Below are 24,143 nucleotides of genomic sequence, written 5' to 3' on the forward strand. Positions count from 1 at the left end.
TATAACACAGATTCATATGTGTTGAATATTAAACTTCTTAGAATTCGCTAGCTCCTGGAGTTCTAGGGAATGGTATTACGTCTCTGATGTTTGTCATGCCAGTTATGTACATGATTAATCTTTCAAAACCTAAACCAAAGCCTGCATGTTTAGTTTCTCCATATTTTCTTAATTCTAAGTACCACCAGTAGTCTTCTTCATTTAATCCTAATTCAGCCATTCTACCCTTTAAGAGATCTAATCTTTCTTCTCTTTGGCTACCACCTATTATTTCTCCTATTCCTGGAACTAAAAGGTCAGTAGCTGCAACTGTTTTGTTGTCATCATTCATTCTCATGTAGAATGCTTTTATATCTTTAGGATAATCTGTTACAAAAAGAGGCTTTTTAAAGTGCTCTTCAGTAAGATATCTTTCATGCTCTGTTTGTAAATCAATGCCCCAAGCTACATCGTAATCAAATTGCTTGCCACATTTTTCTAAGATTTCAACAGCTTCTGTGTAAGTAACTTTAGCGAAGTCTGATGAAACTACATGATTCAATCTCTCTAATAATCCTTTATCAACAAATGAGTTAAAGAATTCCATTTCTTCAGGACATTCATCTATAACATATTGTATAACATACTTAAGCATGCTTTCTGCAAGTTCCATATCATCTTGTAAATCTGCAAAAGCAATTTCAGGTTCAATCATCCAAAATTCAGCGGCATGTCGTGTTGTATTAGAGTTTTCAGCTCTAAAAGTTGGGCCAAAAGTATAGATGTTTCTGAAAGCTAAAGCAAAACACTCACCATTTAATTGACCAGAAACAGTAAGATTAGTTTCTTTGCCAAAGAAATCTTTACTATAATCTATATTTCCATCTTCAGTTAATGGTGGATTTTTAGGATCAAGAGTTGTTACTCTAAACATTTCTCCAGCACCTTCAGCATCACTACCAGTTATTATAGGAGTGTGTGCATATACGAAGTTTTGTTCTTGGAAGAATTTATGTATAGCGAAAGCAGCAACAGAACGTACTCTAAAAGTTGCTGAAAAAGCATTAGTTCTAGGTCTTAAATGAGCTATAGTTCTTAAATACTCAAAAGTATGTCTTTTCTTTTGAAGAGGATAATCAGAGTTTGACATTCCCTCAACAATAACTTCTTTTGCTTGAATTTCAAAAGGTTGTTTTGCATCAGGTGTGGCAACTAATGTACCTATAACTGAAATTGAAGAATTTATAGGTAATTTTGATATTTCTTTAAAATTATCCAATTTATCATCAAAGACTATTTGAATATTTTTAAAGAAGGAACCATCATTAACTTCTATAAACCCAAAAGCATTAGATGCTCTTAAAGTTCTTATCCAACCTGATATTGTTATTTCCTTTGATAGAAAATCATCAGTATTTCTATAAAGGCTTCTAATTAAATTCGATTTTGCCATATTATATGACCTCCATTTTATAAATATATTATAGTTAAAACATAAAATTTATGAAAAAGGTTTTTTATTGTAAAAGTTAGGCACATAAAAGGAAATAACAAGTCAAAAAACAAAAAGTTAGACTAGCATACTGAATTGTTATTTTCCAGGATATGTCTAATGCAATATTCTATTAGGTTTAATACTAACTAGATTTTACAATACTTTCTTAGCTAATGCAACTTAAGTAAGCCTTAATGGGGCATGTCTACTCCAGCCAACTTTCAAAACTGTGGATTATTTAAGCTTCTAAATATTTTTCTCCAACAATAACTACATCACCAGCACCTACTGTTAATAATAAATCACCAGAAGTAAGTTTTGACTTAACATAATTTAATGCTTCATCATGTGAATGAACATTAGTACAATTTATACCTTTGCTTCTTATAGCATTTCCAAGTTCATCAGAAGATACAAGTCCAGTATCTTTTTCACGAGCAGCATAAATATCCATTAATATTAGCTCATCAGTATCACTAAAACAGTCTGTAAATTCATCAAATAAAGATTTTGTTCTAGTATAAGTATGAGGTTGGAAAATGCAATAAGTTTTATTGTGCTGAATTTGTTTTGCAGTACTTAAAGTAGCTTTAATTTCTGTAGGATGATGAGCATAATCATCAATTACAGTAACTCCATTTATTTCACCTTTGTATTCAAATCTCTTATGAGCTCCCTTGCATTTTGATAATCCTTCAATTATATTATCATTAGAAATATTAAAAATAAGAGAAACACATATTGAGGCAAGGGCATTTAATATACTATGCTTACCTGGAATACTTAAAGTAAGAGTAAATAAATTTTTAGTTTCTTTATAAACATCAAAAGTTGCACAACCATCTTTGTTGAAGATAATATTTTTAGCAGTTACATCTGAAGTTTCATCAAAACCATAACTTAAAGTATTACAATCTACTTTTGATAGAATTTCTTTAACTCTAAAATCATCAGCATATCCTACAAGATAGCCATCCTTAGGAATAAGTTTAGAGAATTTAAAAAAAGTATCAGCAATTTCATCTATATCTTTATAGCAATCTAAGTGATCTGCATCTATATTTAAAATCACCCCTACGTAAGGAAAAAACTTTAGAAATGAACGCTTATATTCACAAGCCTCAGTTAAAAAATACTCACTATTACCTATTCTAAAGTTTCCATCAATTATATCTAATTCTCCACCTACTAAAATAGTTGGATCTAAATTACCAGCAAGTGTAACATGAGAAAGCATAGAGGTACATGTAGTTTTACCATGAGTACCTGAGATCGCTACATTATACTTATGACCTTTCATAATTTCCCCTAAGAATTCAGCTCTATCCATTAATGAAATGTTTTTTTCTTGAGCTTCTAAAAGTTCAGGATTATCAGATGGTATTGCAGCGGTATAAACTACTAAATCTACATTTTTAATATTTTCTCTTTTATGACCTATATAAATTTCAGCACCTGAAGTTTTTAATTTCTCAACAATTGGAGAATTTTTAAAATCTGATCCGGATACCTTGAACCCACTATTTAATAAAACAGCAGCAAGGCCACTCATACTGATTCCACCTATACCAATAAAATGAATTTTCTTATCTTTATCCTTTATAAAATCGAAAGACAAACGATCAACTCCTTTTTAATTAATAAAACTAAAGCGTTAATATACTTTTTTAAAAACTTAATGAAAATCTTTAGTTTTATGCTTTAATTATAATTATATACATTTTTCTAAAAATCAACCATAGAAAAAAACAAATACATGATATTTTTATGAAGATTTATCGTATTAATGTATAAGTTAGAAAGATATACATTAACATTTATAATTAAAAATATTGATATTAACTTAAATTTAGCATAAAATATGAATATTAAAGGGATTTAATATAAAAAAATTCGTGTAGGTGATTAAAATGGAGAAATTTACGAGAAATAAGAGAGTAGTTGCCATAACCAAAATATTAGTAGAAAATCCTAACAAAATACTAGGGTTGAATAATTTTTCTGAATTATTAAATGCAGCAAAGTCTACTATAAGTGAAGATATAGTTGTTGTTCGTGAAGTTTTAGAAAGACTTGAAATGGGTAAAGTCGAGACAATTGCGGGTGTTGCAGGCGGAATAAAATATATCCCACAAAGTGGTGAAGAAAAGAAGAAAGCTTTTGCACTAGAGCTATGTAAGCAATTAAGTGACGATGGAAGAGTTATTCCAGGAAATATAGTATATATGACGGACCTGGTATACAACCCTAAAATAATAAGTAAAGCGGGAGTTATGCTTTCATCATGCTTTAAGGGAAAAGATGTTGATTATGTAATAACTGTTGAAACTAAGGGAATTCCCCTAGCGTATGAAGTAGCTAGAAATTTAGGTGTACAATTGGTTATTGCAAGAAGGGATAGTCAAGCAACAGAAGGACCAACTGTTACGATAAATTATGTTTCGGGCAGTAATGGAAGGTTACAACAAATGGCATTGTCAAAAAAATCAATGAAACTATCAAGTAAATGTATATTTATTGATGACTTTATGAAGGGTGGAGGAACTGCGGTTGGAATTAAAGCTCTACTAAAGGAATTCGATAGTGAGCTCATAGGAATTGGAGTATTAATAGATAATAAACAAATTGAAAAGAAATTAGTTGGTGAATATGTTTCTATTGTTGAATTAACTGCAGTAGATAAATCAGCAATCATAGGAATACAGCCTTCAAAAGTATTTTCTTAATTAAGTTAGGATAATATTGCATCTGTAGCATTTTATATAAACTCACAAAAAATAAATTTTATAAGGATTTATCAAATATAAAAAAGGAATTTAGAAATTTGTGGAGAAATTATATAAATATTAAGTATTTTTTAAGCAACTGGGAGGGGTGGAGTAAAATGCAAATTACAGATGTTAGAATTAGAAAGATCACATCAGAAGGTAAAATGAAGGGAATAGTTTCTGTTACATTTGATAATGAATTTGTAATTCATGATATCAAAGTTATAGAAGGACAAGCGGGTTTATTTATTGCTATGCCTAGTAGAAAAACACCAGATGGAGAATTTAAAGACATAGCTCACCCAATAAATACAGAAGCAAGAGAAAAAATTCAGACTGCAATTTTAGAAGCTTACCAAAAGGCTATTTCAGAAGAAGTTGTAAAAGTGTAATGGTTTTGAGACGTAAGAGGAAGTTTTTGTGACTTCCTCTTATTTCGTGAAATTAAATTTTAAAAGGAAATATTAAGGCTATTATATAGGTTGAAATAAGAGTAGCTTTCCAATATAATTGAATTAATATGAATATTTAACACGTTATTAAGATAATTAATCGTGTTAATATAACCCATATAAAAAAGTGCGCACTGATGAAAAAAGTGCGAAGCACAACCAAGAACTTTTAAGTACAACCAAGATCATTTCACAGATAAAAGAGTAGGGAGTAGATTTTCTTGGATGTCTAAATTTATGAATGAGGTGTGATATATAATGTATAAATGTGCACTAGTATTAGCAGCGGGTCAAGGTAAGAGAATAAAGTCAGATTTACCTAAAGTGTTGCATAAAGTATGCGGTAAAGAAATGTTAAAACATGTTATAGACTCAATAAGAAATTCAGGGATTGATGATATAGATGTAATTATAGGTAAGGGTGCTGAACTTGTAAAAGAAAGAACATTAGATAAAAAAGTATCGTACTCACTACAAGCTGAGCAATTAGGAACTGGGCATGCTGTTAAATGTGCTCAAGAATTTTTAAGAGATAAGAAGGGAGTAGTTGCAATTTTTGCAGGAGATACTCCTTTAATTAAGCAATCTACTATTGAACGATTAATTAATGATCATATTAACGATAATAATGCAGCTACTATTTTAACTGCAATCGTTGATGATCCAACTGGTTACGGAAGAATTGTACGTGAAAATAATGAAGTGCTAAAAATTGTTGAACATAAGGACTGCAATGAAGAGGAACTTAAAATTAATGAGATGAATTCAGCAATTTATTGCTTTGATATTGAATTATTAGTAGAGGCTTTAGATAATTTAAAAAATAATAATGAGCAAGGCGAATATTACCTTACAGACGTTATAGAAATATTAAAATTAAAAAACAAAAAAGTAGGTGCAGTTATAACAGATTATGAGGAGACTATTGGCGTAAATTCTAGAGTTCAATTAGCACAAGCGGAAGAAATTCTTAAAGACAGAATAAATCTTAAACATATGGAAAATGGAGTTACATTAATTGATCCTAAAACAACATATATAGGTATTGATGTTGAAATAGGACAGGATACAATAATATATCCTAATAATATTTTAGAAGGTAATACAAAGATAGGTACTAATTGTTTTCTTTATCAAAATTCAAGAATTGCAGATAGTATTATTGGAGATGAAGTAGATATTCAATCTTCAGTTATATTAAATAGCAGTATTGGAGATAATACAACAGTTGGACCTTTTGCATATATAAGACCAGAAACTACAATAGGTAAAAATGCGAGAATTGGCGATTTTGTAGAGATAAAGAAATCAACTATTGGGGATGGAACTAAGGTATCTCATTTAACTTATATAGGGGATGCTGAAGTTGGGTCAGAATGTAATTTTGGCTGTGGAACAGTAGTTGTAAATTATGATGGTAAAAATAAATATAAGACTATTATTGGAGATCATAGCTTTATAGGTTGTAATACTAATTTAGTATCGCCTGTTACAATTCACGATAATACATATATTGCAGCTGGATCTACGATTACATCTGAAGTAAATGAAGGTGACCTTGCAGTTGCGAGAGCTAAGCAAAGAAATATTAAGGGCTGGGTTGAAAAAAAGGGATTAAAAAAATAAAAATTTAATTATAAACCACCAAAAAAGTAAGGGGGTCTTCTTAATTATGATAACGCATGGAAGAAATATAAAAGTATTTACTGGAAATTCACACTCGCAGTTAGCCCAAGATATAACAGATATATTAGGCGTTCCACTCGGGAAATCTAAGGTTTCAACTTTTAGCGATGGAGAAATATCTGTGGATATTAATGAGACTGTTAGAGGAAATGATGTATTCATAGTGCAATCTACTTCTTCACCTGTTAATAATAATTTGATGGAATTATTAATTATGATTGATGCATTTAAGAGAGCATCAGCGGGCAGAATTACAGCAGTTATACCGTATTATGGATATGCTAGACAAGACAGAAAAGTTAAGTCAAGAGATCCAATAACTGCAAAGTTAGTTGCAGATTTATTAACTGCAGCAGGAGCACACAGAGTTCTAACTATGGATTTACATGCAGCCCAAATTCAAGGATACTTTAATATTCCTGTTGATCATTTACTTGGTGCACCGATCCTTGCAGAACATTTTATATCAAAGGGATTAAAAGATCAAGAAGATGTTGTTGTAGTTTCACCAGACTTAGGTAGTGTAACTAGAGCAAGAAAATTTGCAGATAACTTACATGCACCAATAGCAATCATAGATAAGAGAAGACCAAAAGCAAATGTTTCAGAAATAATGAATATTATAGGCGATATTGAAGGCAAGAGATGCATATTAATTGATGATATGATAGATACTGCTGGAACTATTGCAAATGCAGCGAATGCACTTAGAGAATTAGGTGCTAAAAATATTTACGCATGTTGTACTCATGGAGTATTATCAGGTCCAGCAATGGATAGAATAAATAATTCAGTAATAGAGGAACTAGTTATGTTAAATACAATTCCATTAAGAGAAGATTTAGAGACTAATAAAATCAGATCAATTTCAGTTGCACCTTTGTTTGCAGAAGCAATAAAAAGAATTTATGATGATCAACCAATAAGTAAATTATTTGAATATCAACAATAAGAAATGCTATTAAAAAACACTTAAATAATAGACACATTTAGAAACTTAAAATAGGATGTATATTTATTTCAGAAAAATGGGAAAATATGCATTCTATTTTTACAATATAAATAAATAATTTTTATTTTAGGATAGTGAATATTAAGGTTATAATAGAATTATATTATAAATTTAAATTGAAATATAATTAATAATTGTGAAGTGAGGCATTTTTGAAATGCTTACTATGGCAAGTATTAATCATATTTCTTTCTTTGCTATAAAAAAATAATTTATGTATGATATATAAGTAATATGAGTCTAATTAAGAGGAGGAAAAATAGTGGATGGAGTTACAACCAAGGCTTTGATTGTAGATGATGATGAAAATATTAGTGAAGTGATAGATATGTATTTAAAAAGTTCTGGATACAATACTAAGATAGCTTTAGATGGTAAAGAGGCACAAAGATTATATTTAGAATATAGTCCAGATATAGTTTTGCTTGATGTGATGATACCTTATATAGATGGAATTGATATTTTAAAATGGATAAGAAAACAAAAAGAAACACCTGTTATAATGATTACGGCAAAGGGTGATACTTTTGATAAGGTTTTAGCATTAGAGCTTGGTGCAGATGATTATATAGTAAAGCCTTTTGAGCCTAAAGAATTACTAGCTAGAGTTAAAGCAGTACTCAGAAGATATTCTTCAGAAAACATTAAAAGTGAAGTGATAAAATTAAGTGATTTATCAATAGATTCGACTTCTTATAAGGTAATATATAATGAAAAAGAAATAAAAATGCCACCAAAAGAATTTGAATTATTATATTATCTAGCAAATAATAAAAATAAAGTTTTTACAAGAGAACAATTGCTTTGTGAAGTTTGGGGATATGAATATCCAGGTGATTCTAGAACTGTGGATGTTCATATAAAAAGATTAAGAGAGAAAATAAGTGGTGGAGAGCAGTGGGAAATTGAAACAGTATGGGGTGTTGGATATAAATTTGAGGTGAAATAAATGAAATGCGGTAGTCTACTTCAAAAATTAATAATGACATTTATAATTATTTTAACTATTGTTTTAGTATTATTGGCATGGATGTTATCTATATGGTTTAGAATGACTTATTTTGGTGAAAAAAGAACAGAATTTGAGCAAAATGGAGAATATATATCTAAAGTTATTAAAATGTATAATACTGAAAAGGGTGATATAGAGTTTGATAAGTTGCAAGCTATAGTAGATATGGCAAGTGTTGGAGCTGATGCAGATATTATTGTTTCAGATAAGGCTGGTTCTATATATGTATATTCTAAAATTAAAAACAATAAAACTGTAGATTTTTATAACATTGAGGTAGAAGATAAGTCTAATATTTCAGAAAAGAATATGAAGATTTTAAATAGTGGAAAACCTGTAGAATATATTAATGAGAATTTTACTTATATATATCCAGTAATAGAAAATAATCAGTTTCAAGGATATGTTATAATGACAACTCCTTTAGCAATAATAAGTAAGCAATTACACAGAATTTATTTTATTGTATGGATATCTGCATTAGTTGCAATGCTATTTGCATCAGCAGTATTGTCTTTAGTTTCAAAGAAAATATTAATTAATCCGTTAGCTGAAATAAATAATGTAGCTAAAAAATTTGCAAGTGGAGAAGTTAATAGAAGAGTTAATATAGAATCGAAAGATGAAATTGGTGAACTTGCGAGTTCCTTTAATATAATGGCTGAATCTTTGGAGAAAGTTGAGAACAATAGGAGAGATTTTATATCAAATGTTTCTCATGAATTAAGATCTCCAATTACGTCTATAAAGGGATTTATTGCAGGAATAATTGATGGAGTAATTCCAAAGGATAAAGAAGGTTATTATTTAGAGAGAGTTTATAGTGAAATAAAAAGACTTACAAGATTAATTAATGACTTACTAGATTTATCAACTATTGAATCTGGTAAATTAAAATTTAATATAAAAAAGATTAATATAAATGAATTAATTAGATTATGTATTATAAATAATGAGCAAAATATAAAAGAAAAAGAAATAACATTAAAGGTAGAGTTACAAAAAGAAAAATATTATGTAAATGCAGATGAAGATAAAACAATGCAAGTTATAACTAATCTATTAGATAACGCTATTAAGTATTGTGGTAATAGTGGAATGATAAAAATTAGTACATATCATAAAGGATCAAAAGTTTTTGTACAAATATATAATAATGGTCCTAAAATTGGAGATGAAGAAATAAGACATATATGGGATAGATTCTATAAGTCAGATAAATCTAGAACAAATAAGGTTAGTACTGGACTTGGATTACCTATAGTGAGGATGATACTGATGCAACAAGGTGAAGAAGTTTGGGTTAAAAATAATCCGCATATAGGTGTTACATTCACATTTTCACTTACAAAATATAAGAATAGTAAAAATAGATAATATTCTAAGGAGGAGAACAGTATGTTTTTAATAGTAGGTCTTGGAAATCCCGGGAGGGAATATGAGGATACAAGACATAATATTGGATTTAAAGTTGTTGATAATATTGCAAAAGAGTATAATATTGAAATAAACAGGCAAAAATTTAAAGGTACATATGGAGAAGGATTCATTGAGGGTGAAAAGGTTATTCTTTTAAAGCCAAATACTTACATGAATTTAAGTGGAGAAAGTGTAAGAGAAGTTGTAAACTTTTATAATATCGATAATGGTGATATTTTAGTTATATATGATGATATTAGCTTAGAAATAGGAAGTTTAAGAATAAGAGAAAAGGGAAGTGCTGGTGGGCATAATGGAATAAAAAGCATTATAGCACATCTTAGTAGTGAGGTTTTTTCTAGGATAAAAGTAGGCGTAGGACAACCTGGCGGAGATTTAATAAAACATGTGTTGGGAAAGTTCACAAAAGAAGAAACTGTTGTATTAAATAAGACCATAGATGCAGCAATAAAGGCAACAGCAGAAATAATAAAAAGTGATGCTAAAACAGCTATGAATCAGTTTAATGGATTTAAAATAAATAAAACGATTTAAGGAAGGTGCATGAGATGAGATTAAAAGGGTTATTAGAGCCCTTGGAAAGTAGCATAGAATTTCAAAATATCATAAAAGGTATTGAAAGTAAAAAATATCCTATTGGGATATATGGTGCATCTGAATCCGGTAGAGGATATATTATAGATGGAATTTTTGAGAATATTGATAAATCCATGATAATTGTGACTCAAAGTGATATGGAAGCAAAAAACCTTTACGAAGATTTGATATTTTATACCAATGAAGTATACTATTTTCCAGTGAAAGAAACTGTTTTCTACAGTATTGATGCTATTTCTGGCGATTTAAGGTGGGAAAGATTAAAGGTAATAAATGAAATATTAAATAAGAAAAAGAAGATAATAGTAACTTCAATAGACTCTTTTGCAGCTAAATATACTCCACATAAATTATTTTCAGAGTATAGCATGAAGTTAAAAGAAGGCGGTGAAGCTAATCTTAAAGAAATATCAAAAACATTAATTCAGTCTGGTTATGAAAGAGTAGAAATGGTAGAAGGAAAGGGTCAATTTTCATTAAGAGGTGGAATATTGGATGTCTTCCCAACGTGTTCAACTTATCCATATAGAGTTGAGCTTTTTGGTGATGAAATAGAATCCATTAGAACTTTTAATACAGAGTCTCAACGAAGTATTGAAAAAGTGAAGAAATTAGATATTTTCCCTGCAAAAGAAATAATAATATCTGAAGAGACCATAAAAATTGGTAGTGATAAACTTAGGGAAGAGTTTGATAGAATTGAATCAAGTGCTAATGACAATGAGAGAGTAGAAAAGCTAAGAAAGATATTAAACAAAAATCTAGAATCATTAGAAGAAACATCATCTTTTGAAACTATAGATAGTTATTTGCCATATTTCACTAAAGAAACCGAAAGTCTTTTTGACTATTTTAAAGATTACTTTTTTGTATTAGATAATGTTCAAAGATGTAGAGGAAAATTAGAATCTACATATTTAGAATTTGAAGAAAATTTTACTGCTTTTTCTCAAAGAGGTGATATATTTCCGGGACAAGGAGATTTATTAGTTAATAAAGAACAAGTATTAGAATCGTTTGAAGATCAAAATATTGCTTTTTTTGAAGCACTAACTAAGGGTACTGATTGGCTTACACCATATTCAGTAGTGGATATAGCTCAAGTGACATTAAATAATTATCAAGGGCAATTGGATTTACTAATTGATGATATATTAAGCAAAAAAACTGCAGGATATAAGACATTAATATTATCAGGAACAAGATCTAGAGGAGAACGGTTAGTAGGCACTTTAAGGGATAGAGGAATAGAAAGTAATTATAGAGATGATGTTGATAAAATTGAATATGGGGAAGTTGTAATAACTTTCGGTAACCAATTAAGAGGTTTTGAATATCCAAGGTACAAAACTTGCGTAATATCAGACAAGGAAGTGTTTGGTGAAGCAAAGAGGAAACTCAAAAATAGTAAATCAAAGAAAAAAGGAATTTCTAAGATAAAGAGCTTTGCAGAACTAAAATTAGGAGATTATGTAGTTCATGCTAATCACGGAATTGGTGTTTACAAAGGAATTAAGCAAATCGATGTTGGAGGACATAAAAGAGATTATTTAGATATTGTATATGATAAAGGTGATAAGTTATATGTTCCAGTGGATCAACTTGATTTAATCCAAAAATACATTGGAAGTGAAGGCAAATCTCCAAAGGTTAATAAGCTTGGAAGTGTTGAATGGCAAAAAGCAAAGGCAAAAGCAAGAAATTCAATTAATGAAATAGCTCAAGATTTAGTTAAACTTTATGCTATGAGAAGCACTGTAAAGGGACATAAGTTTCCTAAGGATACACAATGGCAAAGGCAATTTGAAGATGAATTCCCATTCGAAGAAACTCCAGATCAATTGACGTCAATAGAAGAAATAAAACAAGATATGGAATCGGATAAGCCTATGGACAGACTTTTATGTGGGGACGTTGGATATGGGAAGACTGAAGTTGCATTAAGAGCTTCATTTAAGGCTGTCATGGATGGAAAACAAGTGGCAATATTAGTTCCAACTACTATTTTAGCAGAACAACATTATAAAAATTTAAAAAATAGATTTTCTGATTTTCCTATAAAAGTAGATATGGTTAGTAGGTTTAGAACCGCAAAACAACAAAAAGAAATTTTACAAAAGGCAAAAGAGGGTAATATAGATATTTTAATAGGTACTCATCGATTAGTATCTAAAGATATACAATTTAAAGATTTAGGATTACTAGTAGTAGATGAAGAACAAAGATTTGGAGTAAAACAAAAAGAAAAAATTAAAAGTATCAAAAAAAATGTTGATGTTTTAACATTAAGTGCAACACCGATTCCTAGAACTCTTCATATGTCATTAAGTGGAGCTCGCGATATTTCTGTTATAGAAACTCCACCGGAAGAAAGATACCCTATTCAAACCTATGTTGTAGAACAAAATGATCAACTTATAAGAGATGCTATTATCAGAGAGATAGGTAGAGGTGGTCAAGTTTATTTTGTATATAATAGAGTTGAAGACATTGAAAGAATGGCTAAGTTTGTGCAGACATTAGTCCCGGAAAGTAAGGTTGGAATTGCCCATGGTCAAATGGCAGAAAGGCAACTTGAAAAAGAAATGTTTGATTTTATGTCAGAGGAATACAACGTATTAGTTTGTACAACAATAATAGAGACTGGTATGGACATTCAAAATGTAAATACAATAATTATTTACAATTCAGACAAGATGGGACTTTCTCAACTTTATCAGTTAAGAGGTAGAGTAGGCAGATCTAATAGAATTGCATATGCCTATCTTTTATACACTAAAGATAAGGTTTTAACAGAGGTTGCAGAAAAAAGACTTAAAGCACTGAAGGATTTTACTGAACTAGGTTCTGGATTCAAGATAGCCATGAGGGATTTAGAAATCAGAGGAGCAGGCAATATGATGGGGTCGTCTCAACATGGTCATATGGCATCAATAGGATATGATTTATATTGTAGAATGCTTGAAGATACAGTTAAGATACTTAAGGGAGATATTGAAAAGGAACCTATAGAAACCACATTAGATATAAAAGTTGATGCATTTATACCAGAAAGCTATATAGATGATGAAATTCAAAAGATTGAGATTTATAAAAAGATAGCTGCAATTGAAGGATTAGATGATTACAATGACATAAGGGAAGAATTAGAAGATAGATACTCTAAGATACCAGAACCAGTTCATAATTTAATGGATATTGCATATATAAAGAGTCGAGCTAAATCAATATTTATAGAAGAAGTAAAAGAAAATCCTAAGGAAATAATATTCAAATTTGCACAAAATGAAAGTGAATATAAAAAAGTATTCAAAACATTAATGGAGAAGCATAAGAAGAGTGTGGTATTAAAATTTGGTGCCAAGCCTTATTTTGCATTCAAATTAAAAGATATAAAGAAAGAAAGTAAATTAGAATTTTTAAAAGAAGTTTTTAATGACATAATACTGTAACAAAGATATGATATAAAAGAGAAGTAACAAAAATAAAATAGTATAAAAAATTGAATTATAAAAACAATATTGATATACTAATATTGTTACTTTTTACAGTAAGACATATTCAAAAAATAACCGTAGGTGACAAAATGTATATAGTATCTTTAAATGGTTAATTTTTTTAGTGTTTAAATTTAGGAATAAGCGAGGGGAAAATTTTGAAAAAAATAAAAAAAATAATGGCAACAGTAGCTATATTGACAATTGCAGTATCAGCTATGGGATGCAAGATGATCGAAAAGACACCGGAGGCAATACAAAAAACAGTACTTGCAACAGTTGGAAATGAAAAAATAACAAAAGGCGATTTTGATAAAGAAATGAGTAAAGCTGATCCACAGTTAAAACAACAGCTAGGAGCTGATTATGCAACTAATGATAAAGCTAAAGATCAACTAGCAAAAATAAAAAAACAACAATTAGATAAAATGGTAACTGAAAAGATACTTTTACAAAAAGCTACTGAATTAAATGTAAAGCCATCAGATGACGAATTAAATAGTAAAGCTGATGAAGCTATAAGTCAACTTAAAGCCCAATATACTGAAGAAGGACAATTGGAAAGTGCTTTAAAACAATATGGATTTACAACGGAGGATGAAGCTAAGGATTATATAAAGAATCAAAGCATACTCCAGGCTGTTCAACAAGACATTATAAAAGATGTCACTGTTACAGACGATGAAGTTCAAACATATTATGATGAAAATAAAGATGCTAAATATTCAGTAGGTGCTGGAGCAAATGTGGCGCATATATTAATTTCTGAAAAAGCTAGTGATGGAACAACAGTAGATTATGATGCATCATTGCAAAAGGCTAATTCATTGAAAGCACAAATAGATGGTGGAGCTGATTTTGCAACATTAGCTAAGGCAAACTCAATAGATGGAAGCAAGGATAAAGGTGGTAGCTTAGGATTTGTAGCCTATAATTCAACACAATTAGTTCCTGAATTTGTGGCAGGATTTAAGGATTTAAAAGAGGGAGAAGTTTCACAACCAGTAAAGAGTCAATTTGGATATCATATAATTAAAGCTACTGGATTAAAAGGTGCAGAAGTAACTCCATTAGATAAAGTTAAAGATGAAATTAAAGCGACAATGTTACAACAAAAACAAGGAAGCACTTTTAATGATAAAATAGCAGAATGGAAAACAGATTTAAAAGTTAAAACTAATGAGGATAAATTATAATTCTTAATTTTTTATAATAATTGTTAAGTTATAGAAACCTTCAAATAATAAACATGAACAAGGCTGTTTTGAAATAATGAAAATTATTTTGAAACAGCCTTTTCATTTAATAAAATTATATTTACATAATTATTAAATGCAAAATTGGAGAAATTATTTATATGCATAAGAAATCTAGTCCGTGTATGCCCTGTTTAGCTATTTTACTATGAAAAATAAATTCTTATATAAAATTTGCCTAGAAGTGTATAAAATTTCTAGAAATTCAAATAATAATAGTGCAACCAATTAATAGAGTTTCAAAGGAGGTTATATAACCAATGAAAGCAACAGGAATTGTTAGAAGAATTGATGATCTAGGAAGAGTGGTAATACCAAAAGAAATAAGGAGAACTTTACGAATAAGAGAAGGAGATCCATTAGAGATTTTTACAGATAGAGATGGAGGCGTGATTCTAAAGAAATATTCACCAATTGAAGAACTTACTAATTTTTCAAAAGAATATTGCGATAGCTTACAACAAGTTATAGGTCACGTTGTCTTAATCTGTGACAAAGATGCATTTGTTTCAGTGAGTGGAGCAACTAAAAAAGAATACGTAGAAAGAAAAGTAAGTAGTGAGTTAGAAAAGATAATGGATTCAAGAAAAACTGTGTTATTAAATAAATCTAGTAATTCAGTAATACCATTACATAATGATGATGATGAAACAACTTATAACAGTCAAGTCATATCACCAATTATGGCAGAAGGTGATCAAATTGGTGCAGTAATTATTGTATCAAAAGAAGATGTGGAGCTTGGAGAAGTTGAAACAAAACTAGTTGAAACAGCAGCAGCATTTTTAGGAAAACAAATGGAGCAATAATATTTAGTATTTGATCACTATATAAAAATAAAAGGAATAATACCTCCAAACTTACAATAATAATTAATTAGTAACATGTAAGTTTGGAGGTGTTTTATGAATAAGCAATCACTAATAAAAGCAAGTATAATTCTTGGAGCAGCAGGAATATTAACTAGATTTTTAGGTCTGTTTTTTAGATGGCCACTAATAATGTTAATAGGCGATGAAGGAATAGGGTATTATCAAATGTCATATCCGCTATATATGTTCTTTATAGCTATGGCTTCAGGAGTACCTGTAGCAATCTCTAAGATGATATCAGAAAAAAATGCAACAAATGATATGTATGGAAGTTTTGAAGTAATGAAGGAATCAGCTATTTTAATGACTATTATAGGGACAGGTACTACATTGGTATTATTCTTTTTTGCAAAACCAATAATAATGTTCTTAAAATGGGATAGCAAAGCCTATTATTCATTAATAGGAATATCCTTTGCACCAATTGTAATATCTTTCTTAACTATATTTAGAGGTTTTTTTCAAGGTTTGCAGAATATGACCCCATCAGCCATATCACAGATAATAGAACAAATTGGGCGAGTTATATTTGGAGTAGGACTTGCTATATTCCTATTGCCGAGGGGCATTGAATATTCTGCAGGTGGAGCAGCCTTTGGTGCTACTGCAGGAGCTGCTATTGGAGGTTTGTATCTATATTCTAAATACAAAAAGATAAGGAAACTCTATAAGGTAAAAAAGATAAAAAGTAATCCTGAAATATTAAATACTATATTAAGAATTGCAATACCAATATCATTAGGTACAACCGTTAGTAGCATTATGAATTTAATAGATTCAATATTAGTTCCACAAAAACTATTGGAAGCTGGATTTACAAACACGCAAGCTACTGTACTATATGCACAATTAACGGGTAAAGCATCTGTTATTATAAACATTCCATTAACTCTTTCCATGGCAATTTGCACATCTTTAATTCCCATTATAGCTGAAATATTTGTACTTAAAAGACAAAAAGAACTTAAAGACAAAATAGATGCTGCTATGAAAATGACAACGGTAATTGCAATTCCTTGTGCTTTTGGACTCTTCTTTTTAGCTGAACCAGTAATGAAATTCATATTTCCAGGTAGATTTGCGGGTATAGAAATATTAAAATATTTATCTTTAGCCATACCTTTTATAATAATTACTCAAACGACAACAGCAATATTACAAGGAACGGGAAATTATATAAAACCTGTTCTTAATTTATTAATTGGATGTATAATTAAGGTTGTATTAACATGGATACTGGTTCCAATGGAGCAATTTAATATATATGGCGCTGTTATAGCAAGTTTTAGTGCTTATGCTGCAGTAAGTATTTTAAATATAATAACCATGAAATTTACATTAAGAGTAAAACTTAATTTATATGAAATATTAATAAAACCAGTATATGCATCAACTATTATGATGTTATTTGTATTAATCGGTTATAATATTATATATAAAAAGACAACAAGTAATGGTATGTCTTGTTTATTATCTATACTTTTAGGTATGATAATATATATGCTATTAATAATTGTATTTAAAGTGTTTGATGTTGAAGAGATAAAGAGCAGAATTAAAAAGAGGTAAAGAAGGAGAGAAGAACCTAATGATTAAAATAGTGGGATTAGGACCAGGGGCTAAGGAAGCATTGACTATAGGAACAATCTGTGAACTTGAAAGCAATAAAAATGTATTTTTAAGGACAGAAAAGCATCCAACAGTAGATTACTTAAAAGAAAAGAAAATTATATTTGATACTTATGATAATGTTTATGAAAGTATAGGCAGTTTTGATGAGGTATATTTAAACATAGCTAATGACTTGATTAAAAAGCATGAGAGGCTAGGAGATTTAGTTTATGCAGTGCCTGGTCATCCGTTAGTCGCAGAGAGATCAGTATTTAATTTAATAGAGTTATGCAAAGAAAATAATATAGAATATAAGATAATACCAGCAGTAAGCTTTATTGATGCCATGATTGAGAGTCTTAGAATAGATCCAATAGGAGGATTGAAGGTTATAGACTCCTTTGATATAGGTAATCAGATTTTAGACAAGAGAATAGGAACTATAGTTACTCAGGTGTATAATCAATTAATAGCATCAGAAGTCAAAATAAAGCTACTAGAGCAATATAATGATGAAACACAAATTTATTATGTCAGAGCTGCAGGAATAAAAAATCAAGAAAGCATAAGAATAATACCCTTATTTGAATTAGATATGCAAGAGGATATAGATTATTTAACATCTATATACATTCCAAAGGACTTGAAAAATAAAAAGGACTTCAATGACCTTTTAGAGATAATAGAAGTATTAAGAAGTGAAGATGGTTGTCCGTGGGATAGGGAACAAACTCACAAGTCTATTGAAAAAGCTTTAATAGAAGAAAGTTATGAAGTTATAGATGCAATTGATCAAGAGGATGACAATTCTTTGATTGAGGAATTGGGAGATGTGCTCCTTCAAGTTGTTTTTCATGCATCTATTGGAAAAGAAGATGGATACTTTGATATAAGTGATATAATTGAAGGAATATGCAATAAAATGATAAGCAGACATCCACATGTCTTTAAAAGTTGTAATGAATTAAATTCTTCAGACGAAGTACTTGTAAAATGGGATGAATTAAAGAAAAAAGAAAAGGGTTATAGTAGTCTTACAGAAGAAATGAAGGGTATAACAAAAGGATTACCAGCACTTTTAAGGGCACATAAAGTTCAAGAGAAGGCAAGAAAGGTTGGATTTGATTTTGACGATGTAAGTTTTGCTATAAATAAGGTAAAAGAAGAACTTAAAGAAGTAATGGATGTATATAATACAGAAAATATGGAGAAAATAAAAGAAGAAATTGGAGATTTATTATTTTCATGTGTTAATGTTGCAAGATTTTTAAAAGTAGATGAAGAAATAGCATTAAATTGGACTATAGATAAGTTTATAAAAAGATTTGATTATATTGAGAGAGTTGCAAAAGAAAAAAGCATTGAATTAACTAATATGAATATAGATGAAATGGATAAGCTTTGGGAAATTTCAAAAAAATTAGAATAATATACAATTTAAATAAAGGAATTCCTTAGTTTATGCAGAATAATTATTTATAGGAACTATGTTGTAACGATTTATTTGGATTATTTAGTTATATATAGGGAAAGAAAGCGTTTTTCTATAGACGGGTAGCTGAAGAGGTTATATAATAAAGAAGTGCAATTTAGTACATAAAGAAAACAGTTAGAAAATATATAACTGGATTTTAAGGAGGATGTTATTGTGAATAAAGCAGAATTAATAACTAGTATGGCAGAAAAGAGTAAATTAACAAAAAAGGATGCAGAATTAGCATTAAAAGCTTTGATTGAAAGTGTTGAGGAATCATTAGAAAAAGGTGAAAAAGTTCAATTAGTTGGATTTGGAACTTTCGAAACAAGAGCAAGAGCAGCTAGAGAAGGAAGAAACCCTAGAACTAAGGAAGTTATAAACATTCCTGCAACAACAGTTCCAGTATTTAAAGCTGGTAAAGAATTCAAAGATAAAGTAAACAAGTAATATAACAAAAGTTAGTCAGAGTAAATAAGAACCCGAGTTTTCTCGGGTTCTTTTAATAAAGGAGAAAGGTATGAGATTAGATAAATATTTAAAAGTATCTCGTATTATAAAGAGAAGAACTGTAGCTAAAGAGATATGTGAGAGTGGACGTATATTAATAAATGGTAAATTAGCAAAACCTTCTACAAAGATAAAAGAAGGAGACGTAATCCAAATAACATTTGCTAATAGAATATTAAAAGCAGAGATAATTAATATAGCAGAACATGTAAGAAAAGAAGATGCAAAAGAAATGTATGTAATTATTGAAGGAGAAGAAGATGTGGAGTAGAAACTAATTAAGTTAGTTTATCTACTCTTTCTTTAGTATATGAAAATAGACTTAAGGCACAATCAAAAAAACAACAAATCCATATGCTAGTATATTTTCCATCGTAGGAAGATCGACTCGCATACGCTCACTGAGTAAGTGATTCACACCAAATCATAGATTTGGGTTCACTGCTAACGTCAGCAAAATGTGATAATAGGCCTGCTATGATGGCACTTTACTTCCTTGCCTCATGAAAAATATTCATGGCAGTTTTGGACTTGTTATTTATTTTCATGTGCCTAATCCATTAAAGATTCAACATTCTAAATTACAATATATAAGCATATATTGTATAAGGCACATTCAAAAAATAACAAACCGACATGCTTGACTATTTTATTTTATGTGCTTAAGAAGAATGAATGGAGGAATTTTTAATGGAGAAAAAAGTAGAAAATAAAATAGAAGATAATAAGTCTAATTTAGCTTTAGAAGATAGAAAAAAGTTAACTTTAAGTGGTGTTATTGAAGTTATAAGTTTTGATGATCAGAAAATAGATTTAACAACTAAGTTAGGAAATTTAACTATTAAGGGAGAAGAGTTAAAAATGAATAAATTAGATGTACAAAATGGCGATGTTATAATTGCTGGAAGTATTGCATCTATAGTGTATAATGGAAAGGTATCAAAAAAGAGCAATGAAAGTATAATAAGTAAAATATTCAAGTAGGATAGTATGCCGTTAGAATTAAATATGCAAATTAATCTTGTTATATACAGCCTAGTTGGTGGTTTTATAGCAGGAATTTTATTTGATATATATAGAGGAATAAGAGGTATTAACTCTATAAAAATATTGATAATAATAGAAGACATATTATTTTGTATACTTATTGCCCTAATTGTATTTACTTTTTTGTTATACACTAATTATGCATTCTTAACTCCCTACGTATATGCTTTTATAATTATTGCCATTTTATTATATTTTAGATTTATTAGTAAATATTTTTATGTCAGTGAATTGGTAGTATTTAAAATATTTTGCAAGTCAATCCGAGTATTGTTGAAAAATGTATGGTATCCATTAAAAATAATTGCCTATAAAATCACCGATAGAAGGAAATAAGAAAAAAATTACTTGAATAATAGAAGGATAGTGTTTACAATAGACATAAGAGAATTTGTAAAATAGAGGTTCTATAGATGGAAAAAAAGTTAATATTAAAAAAAGTGATAATTGCGGTATGTATTATTTTCTTTGCTTTTAGCTATATTAGGCAAAGTATAACTATGAATAGAATTAAAAAAGAAATTGATAATAAGCAATTGCAGCTAGATGAAGTTAAGCAAAAAAATGAGAGACTTCAAGATGAAGTTGAGAAAATCAATTCAGACTCATCAGATTATCTTGAGAAATTAGCAAGGGAAAGGCTTGGAATGATTAAGCCTGGAGAAAAAGTTGTTAATGGTGAGGCAATAGACCAAAATTCTAATTAACTTTCATTATATAGAAAAGCTTATAAAACTCTGAATAAAATAATAATTGAATTGATATCTTAAATTAAAGAACGTCTGCATAATAGCATTTGTTCTTATAAATTTATATATTTTTAAATTTAAGGAGGAGTCTTTTAAACATGACCTTAATGGCAGGAAACATAGTAGACGGAACAGTGATAAACATCACAAATTTTGGAGCTTTTATTGAAGTTGAGGGCAAAACTGGATTAGTTCATATTTCAGAAGTTGCAGATTCTTATGTAAAAGATATTAGAGAACATCTTAAAGAACAAGATAAAGTGAAAGTAAAAGTCATCTCAATTGATGATAATGGGAAAATTAGTCTTTCAATAAAACAAGCAAATGTTCAAAAAAAATCAGTTAAACCAGCAGAGATTGACTGGAAGCCTACTGAAAAGAGAAAGCCTAGTAGCAATACAGGGAATTTCGAAGATATTATGTCTAAGTTCTTAAAAGATAGTGAAGAAAGAATGCAAGACGCAAAGAAACACACAGAGTTTAAAGGCAAAGGTGGAAAAAAAGGGCAATAGTATTTTTAGGTCATAATATATATGTCAATATAAAAACTATTTAGTAAATTAAAAATGTAGAATAAATTAATAAATGATATTTTTGTATTGATTTATATTTTATTCTACATTATAAATAATAGATTAACATATTGAAATTTGCATAATAAAGTTTAAATTAATCTAAAAATAAATACATAAAATTTTCTGCATATTGCTATGAATTTTAAGTAAATAAAATTTATAACAATATTTTTGTTGACAGTATAAAAGTTATATATTATAATTAGCTTTGTTGTTGACGATTAGTTAATAATAACATGCCGAAGTGGCGGAACTGGCAGACGCACAGGACTTAAAATCCTGCGGTAGTTAAACACCGTACCGGTTCGATTCCGGTCTTCGGCACCATATATATATTATGTGTATGTATATGATAAAATATAATAACGCGGGGTGGAGCAGTTGGTAGCTCGTCGGGCTCATAACCCGAAGGTCGTAGGTTCAAGTCCTGTCCCCGCAACCAATTAGCTAATTAGGCAAAGCAATTCATATAAGAAGTGTCATAGGTTATAATCCTATTTTCACTAAAAATATATGCGGAGCTTGCTAGCAAATACAAAAGGTTTAAAATTCTGCGGTGATTAAACATCGTATCAATTTATTGTAAGTCTTAGACTTATATATATAATAACGCGGGGTGGAGCAGTTGGTAGCTCGTCGGGCTCATAACCCGAAGGTCGTAGGTTCAAGTCCTGTCCCCGCAACCAATGCTAATTAGGTAACGCAGTTCATATAAGAAGTGTCATAGGTTATAATCCTATTTTCACTAAAAGTATATGCCGAGCTTACTAGCAAGTACAAAAGATTTGAAATTCTACGGTGATTAAACATCGTATCAATTTATTGTAAATCTTAGGCTAATATATATATGATAAAATATAATAACGCGGGGTGGAGCAGTTGGTAGCTCGTCGGGCTCATAACCCGAAGGTCGTAGGTTCAAGTCCTGTCCCCGCAACCATTAATATGGCGGAATAGCTCAGCTGGCTAGAGCACTCGGTTCATACCCGAGGTGTCGTAGGTTCAAGTCCTATTTCCGCTACCATATGTGCCGAAGTGGCGGAACTGGCAGACGCACAGGACTTAAAATCCTGCGGTAGTTAAACACCGTACCGGTTCGATTCCGGTCTTCGGCACCATATATACATGTATGTTATAAAATATAATAACGCGGGGTGGAGCAGTTGGTAGCTCGTCGGGCTCATAACCCGAAGGTCGTAGGTTCAAGTCCTGTCCCCGCAACCATTAATATGGCGGAATAGCTCAGCTGGCTAGAGCACTCGGTTCATACCCGAGGTGTCGTAGGTTCAAGTCCTATTTCCGCTACCAATATGTGCCGAAGTGGCGGAACTGGCAGACGCACAGGACTTAAAATCCTGCGGTAGTTAAACACCGTACCGGTTCGATTCCGGTCTTCGGCACCATAATATATATGATAAAATATAATAACGCGGGGTGGAGCAGTTGGTAGCTCGTCGGGCTCATAACCCGAAGGTCGTAGGTTCAAGTCCTGTCCCCGCAACCATAAAATATTGTATATATAAGAATATTCGAATTTTATCCGAAGTGTCGTAAATTTATAATTCAAATGTAATAAATATGCCGAAGTGGCGGAACTGGCAGACGCACAGGACTTAAAATCCTGCGGTAGTTAAACACCGTACCGGTTCGATTCCGGTCTTCGGCACCAAAAGACTTAAGCAATAGCTTAAGTCTTTTTTTATATTTTAATATTAATGCAACATGTATATTAGGTGGATTTGATTCAAAGTAAAATGAAATTTTCTGCGAATTGTTATAAGTTTATATGGTTTTACTGAACGTACACTTGTAAAGCGACTAATTAGTCTCAAAAGTCATTATACAACTCACATAAGCGCTATATGTGTAACTATAAGGGTAATGTAGTAACAATGATGCACATCTCCTTAATGGGGAAGATTCACCTAGAGAACTATGCGTTTTAATTCTTTATATCTTCTATAAGAAAATAGGAATGATACAACAACTATATATAAGTATATAAAAGAGTCTAATATAAAATAAATTATTAATTATTTTGTATTAGACTCCTTTTCATATAATTTTATTGAAAATAATTATATATAAATTTCTAATAAAATAATGTTAAC

Annotated in this window: 20 protein-coding genes and 11 tRNA genes; 29 read left to right on the plus strand and 2 right to left on the minus strand. The window is 30.0% G+C overall.

Going from position 1 to position 24,143, the window contains the following annotated elements:
• Positions 1 to 37 precede the first annotated feature (37 nt).
• Together asnS and murC are read right to left on the minus strand one after the other, a co-directional pair.
• A complete protein-coding gene (gene asnS, locus psyc5s11_RS00515; protein ID WP_224035744.1) occupies positions 38 to 1,432 on the minus strand; it encodes an asparagine--tRNA ligase in 1,395 nt (464 codons plus the stop codon).
• 280 nt (positions 1,433 to 1,712) lie between these two features.
• Entirely contained in the window at positions 1,713 to 3,092 is a 1,380-nt protein-coding gene (gene murC / locus psyc5s11_RS00520; RefSeq protein WP_224035745.1) for a UDP-N-acetylmuramate--L-alanine ligase, read from the minus strand.
• 292 nt (positions 3,093 to 3,384) lie between these two features.
• On the opposite strand from murC, the gene purR reads away from it, so the two are divergent.
• The 29 genes from purR to psyc5s11_RS00665 all read left to right on the plus strand — a co-directional run bounded on the left by purR (position 3,385) and on the right by psyc5s11_RS00665 (position 23,701).
• On the plus strand, positions 3,385 to 4,200 hold the full coding sequence (gene purR / locus psyc5s11_RS00525; RefSeq protein WP_224035746.1) for a pur operon repressor: 816 nt from the start codon (positions 3,385 to 3,387) through the stop codon (positions 4,198 to 4,200).
• Positions 4,201 to 4,358: 158 nt separating this feature from the next.
• Positions 4,359 to 4,634 carry a septation regulator SpoVG gene (spoVG, locus tag psyc5s11_RS00530; protein WP_224035747.1) on the plus strand — a complete coding sequence of 92 codons (276 nt, stop codon included), beginning with the start codon at positions 4,359 to 4,361 and terminating at the stop codon, positions 4,632 to 4,634.
• Between the two features lie 318 nt (positions 4,635 to 4,952).
• Positions 4,953 to 6,320 (plus strand): bifunctional UDP-N-acetylglucosamine diphosphorylase/glucosamine-1-phosphate N-acetyltransferase GlmU, encoded by a 1,368-nt coding sequence (gene glmU / locus psyc5s11_RS00535; protein WP_224035748.1) that lies wholly within the window; start codon positions 4,953 to 4,955, stop codon positions 6,318 to 6,320.
• 46 nt (positions 6,321 to 6,366) lie between these two features.
• Positions 6,367 to 7,332, plus strand: a complete 966-nt coding sequence (locus tag psyc5s11_RS00540) for a ribose-phosphate diphosphokinase (protein ID WP_224035749.1) — start codon at positions 6,367 to 6,369, stop codon at positions 7,330 to 7,332.
• 322 nt (positions 7,333 to 7,654) lie between these two features.
• Positions 7,655 to 8,341 (plus strand): response regulator transcription factor, encoded by a 687-nt coding sequence (locus psyc5s11_RS00545; protein ID WP_224035750.1) that lies wholly within the window; start codon positions 7,655 to 7,657, stop codon positions 8,339 to 8,341.
• Positions 8,342 to 9,781 carry a HAMP domain-containing sensor histidine kinase gene (locus psyc5s11_RS00550; RefSeq protein ID WP_224035751.1) on the plus strand — a complete coding sequence of 480 codons (1,440 nt, stop codon included), beginning with the start codon at positions 8,342 to 8,344 and terminating at the stop codon, positions 9,779 to 9,781. It abuts the gene before it with no gap.
• Positions 9,782 to 9,802: 21 nt separating this feature from the next.
• Positions 9,803 to 10,378: an aminoacyl-tRNA hydrolase gene (gene pth / locus psyc5s11_RS00555; RefSeq protein WP_224035752.1), complete on the plus strand. Its 576-nt coding sequence runs from the start codon at positions 9,803 to 9,805 to the stop codon at positions 10,376 to 10,378.
• A gap of 14 nt (positions 10,379 to 10,392) precedes the next feature.
• Positions 10,393 to 13,893 carry a transcription-repair coupling factor gene (gene mfd / locus psyc5s11_RS00560; RefSeq protein ID WP_224035753.1) on the plus strand — a complete coding sequence of 1,167 codons (3,501 nt, stop codon included), beginning with the start codon at positions 10,393 to 10,395 and terminating at the stop codon, positions 13,891 to 13,893.
• Positions 13,894 to 14,096: 203 nt separating this feature from the next.
• The gene (locus psyc5s11_RS00565; protein WP_224035754.1) at positions 14,097 to 15,134 is read left to right on the plus strand and encodes a peptidylprolyl isomerase; all 1,038 of its coding nucleotides are present in this window, start codon (positions 14,097 to 14,099) and stop codon (positions 15,132 to 15,134) included.
• Between the two features lie 320 nt (positions 15,135 to 15,454).
• On the plus strand, positions 15,455 to 16,003 hold the full coding sequence (gene spoVT, locus psyc5s11_RS00570; RefSeq protein WP_224035755.1) for a stage V sporulation protein T: 549 nt from the start codon (positions 15,455 to 15,457) through the stop codon (positions 16,001 to 16,003).
• Positions 16,004 to 16,099: 96 nt separating this feature from the next.
• Positions 16,100 to 17,635 carry a putative polysaccharide biosynthesis protein gene (locus tag psyc5s11_RS00575; RefSeq protein WP_224035756.1) on the plus strand — a complete coding sequence of 512 codons (1,536 nt, stop codon included), beginning with the start codon at positions 16,100 to 16,102 and terminating at the stop codon, positions 17,633 to 17,635.
• A 19-nt stretch (positions 17,636 to 17,654) separates the two neighbouring features.
• Complete coding sequence (locus psyc5s11_RS00580) at positions 17,655 to 19,106, plus strand: bifunctional methyltransferase/pyrophosphohydrolase YabN (RefSeq protein WP_224035757.1); 1,452 nt, start codon at positions 17,655 to 17,657, stop codon at positions 19,104 to 19,106.
• A gap of 219 nt (positions 19,107 to 19,325) precedes the next feature.
• A complete protein-coding gene (locus tag psyc5s11_RS00585) occupies positions 19,326 to 19,601 on the plus strand; it encodes an HU family DNA-binding protein (protein WP_224035758.1) in 276 nt (91 codons plus the stop codon).
• Between the two features lie 70 nt (positions 19,602 to 19,671).
• Positions 19,672 to 19,932, plus strand: coding sequence for an RNA-binding S4 domain-containing protein (locus tag psyc5s11_RS00590; RefSeq protein ID WP_224035759.1), 261 nt, complete (start codon positions 19,672 to 19,674; stop codon positions 19,930 to 19,932).
• Positions 19,933 to 20,351: 419 nt separating this feature from the next.
• Positions 20,352 to 20,645: a sporulation protein YabP gene (gene yabP, locus psyc5s11_RS00595; protein ID WP_224035760.1), complete on the plus strand. Its 294-nt coding sequence runs from the start codon at positions 20,352 to 20,354 to the stop codon at positions 20,643 to 20,645.
• A 6-nt stretch (positions 20,646 to 20,651) separates the two neighbouring features.
• Positions 20,652 to 21,044 carry a spore cortex biosynthesis protein YabQ gene (gene yabQ, locus psyc5s11_RS00600; RefSeq protein ID WP_224035761.1) on the plus strand — a complete coding sequence of 131 codons (393 nt, stop codon included), beginning with the start codon at positions 20,652 to 20,654 and terminating at the stop codon, positions 21,042 to 21,044.
• Between the two features lie 77 nt (positions 21,045 to 21,121).
• Positions 21,122 to 21,415 (plus strand): FtsB family cell division protein, encoded by a 294-nt coding sequence (locus psyc5s11_RS00605; RefSeq protein WP_224035762.1) that lies wholly within the window; start codon positions 21,122 to 21,124, stop codon positions 21,413 to 21,415.
• A gap of 140 nt (positions 21,416 to 21,555) precedes the next feature.
• Entirely contained in the window at positions 21,556 to 21,969 is a 414-nt protein-coding gene (locus psyc5s11_RS00610) for a S1 domain-containing RNA-binding protein (RefSeq protein WP_224035763.1), read from the plus strand.
• Between the two features lie 301 nt (positions 21,970 to 22,270).
• A tRNA-Leu gene (locus psyc5s11_RS00615) sits at positions 22,271 to 22,359 on the plus strand.
• Positions 22,360 to 22,398: 39 nt separating this feature from the next.
• A tRNA-Met gene (locus psyc5s11_RS00620) sits at positions 22,399 to 22,474 on the plus strand.
• A 168-nt stretch (positions 22,475 to 22,642) separates the two neighbouring features.
• Positions 22,643 to 22,718 (plus strand) — tRNA-Met (locus psyc5s11_RS00625).
• Between the two features lie 178 nt (positions 22,719 to 22,896).
• Positions 22,897 to 22,972 (plus strand) — tRNA-Met (locus tag psyc5s11_RS00630).
• 7 nt (positions 22,973 to 22,979) lie between these two features.
• Positions 22,980 to 23,056: transfer RNA gene (locus tag psyc5s11_RS00635), tRNA-Met, on the plus strand.
• Positions 23,057 to 23,061: 5 nt separating this feature from the next.
• Positions 23,062 to 23,150, plus strand: a tRNA-Leu gene (locus psyc5s11_RS00640).
• 30 nt (positions 23,151 to 23,180) lie between these two features.
• Positions 23,181 to 23,256, plus strand: a tRNA-Met gene (locus psyc5s11_RS00645).
• A gap of 7 nt (positions 23,257 to 23,263) precedes the next feature.
• A tRNA-Met gene (locus tag psyc5s11_RS00650) sits at positions 23,264 to 23,340 on the plus strand.
• A gap of 6 nt (positions 23,341 to 23,346) precedes the next feature.
• Positions 23,347 to 23,435: transfer RNA gene (locus psyc5s11_RS00655), tRNA-Leu, on the plus strand.
• 25 nt (positions 23,436 to 23,460) lie between these two features.
• Positions 23,461 to 23,536 (plus strand) — tRNA-Met (locus psyc5s11_RS00660).
• Between the two features lie 76 nt (positions 23,537 to 23,612).
• Positions 23,613 to 23,701 (plus strand) — tRNA-Leu (locus psyc5s11_RS00665).
• The last annotated feature ends 442 nt before the right edge of the window (positions 23,702 to 24,143 follow it).

The sequence above is a fragment of the Clostridium gelidum genome (assembly GCF_019977655.1).
GTDB lineage: Bacteria > Bacillota > Clostridia > Clostridiales > Clostridiaceae > Clostridium > Clostridium gelidum.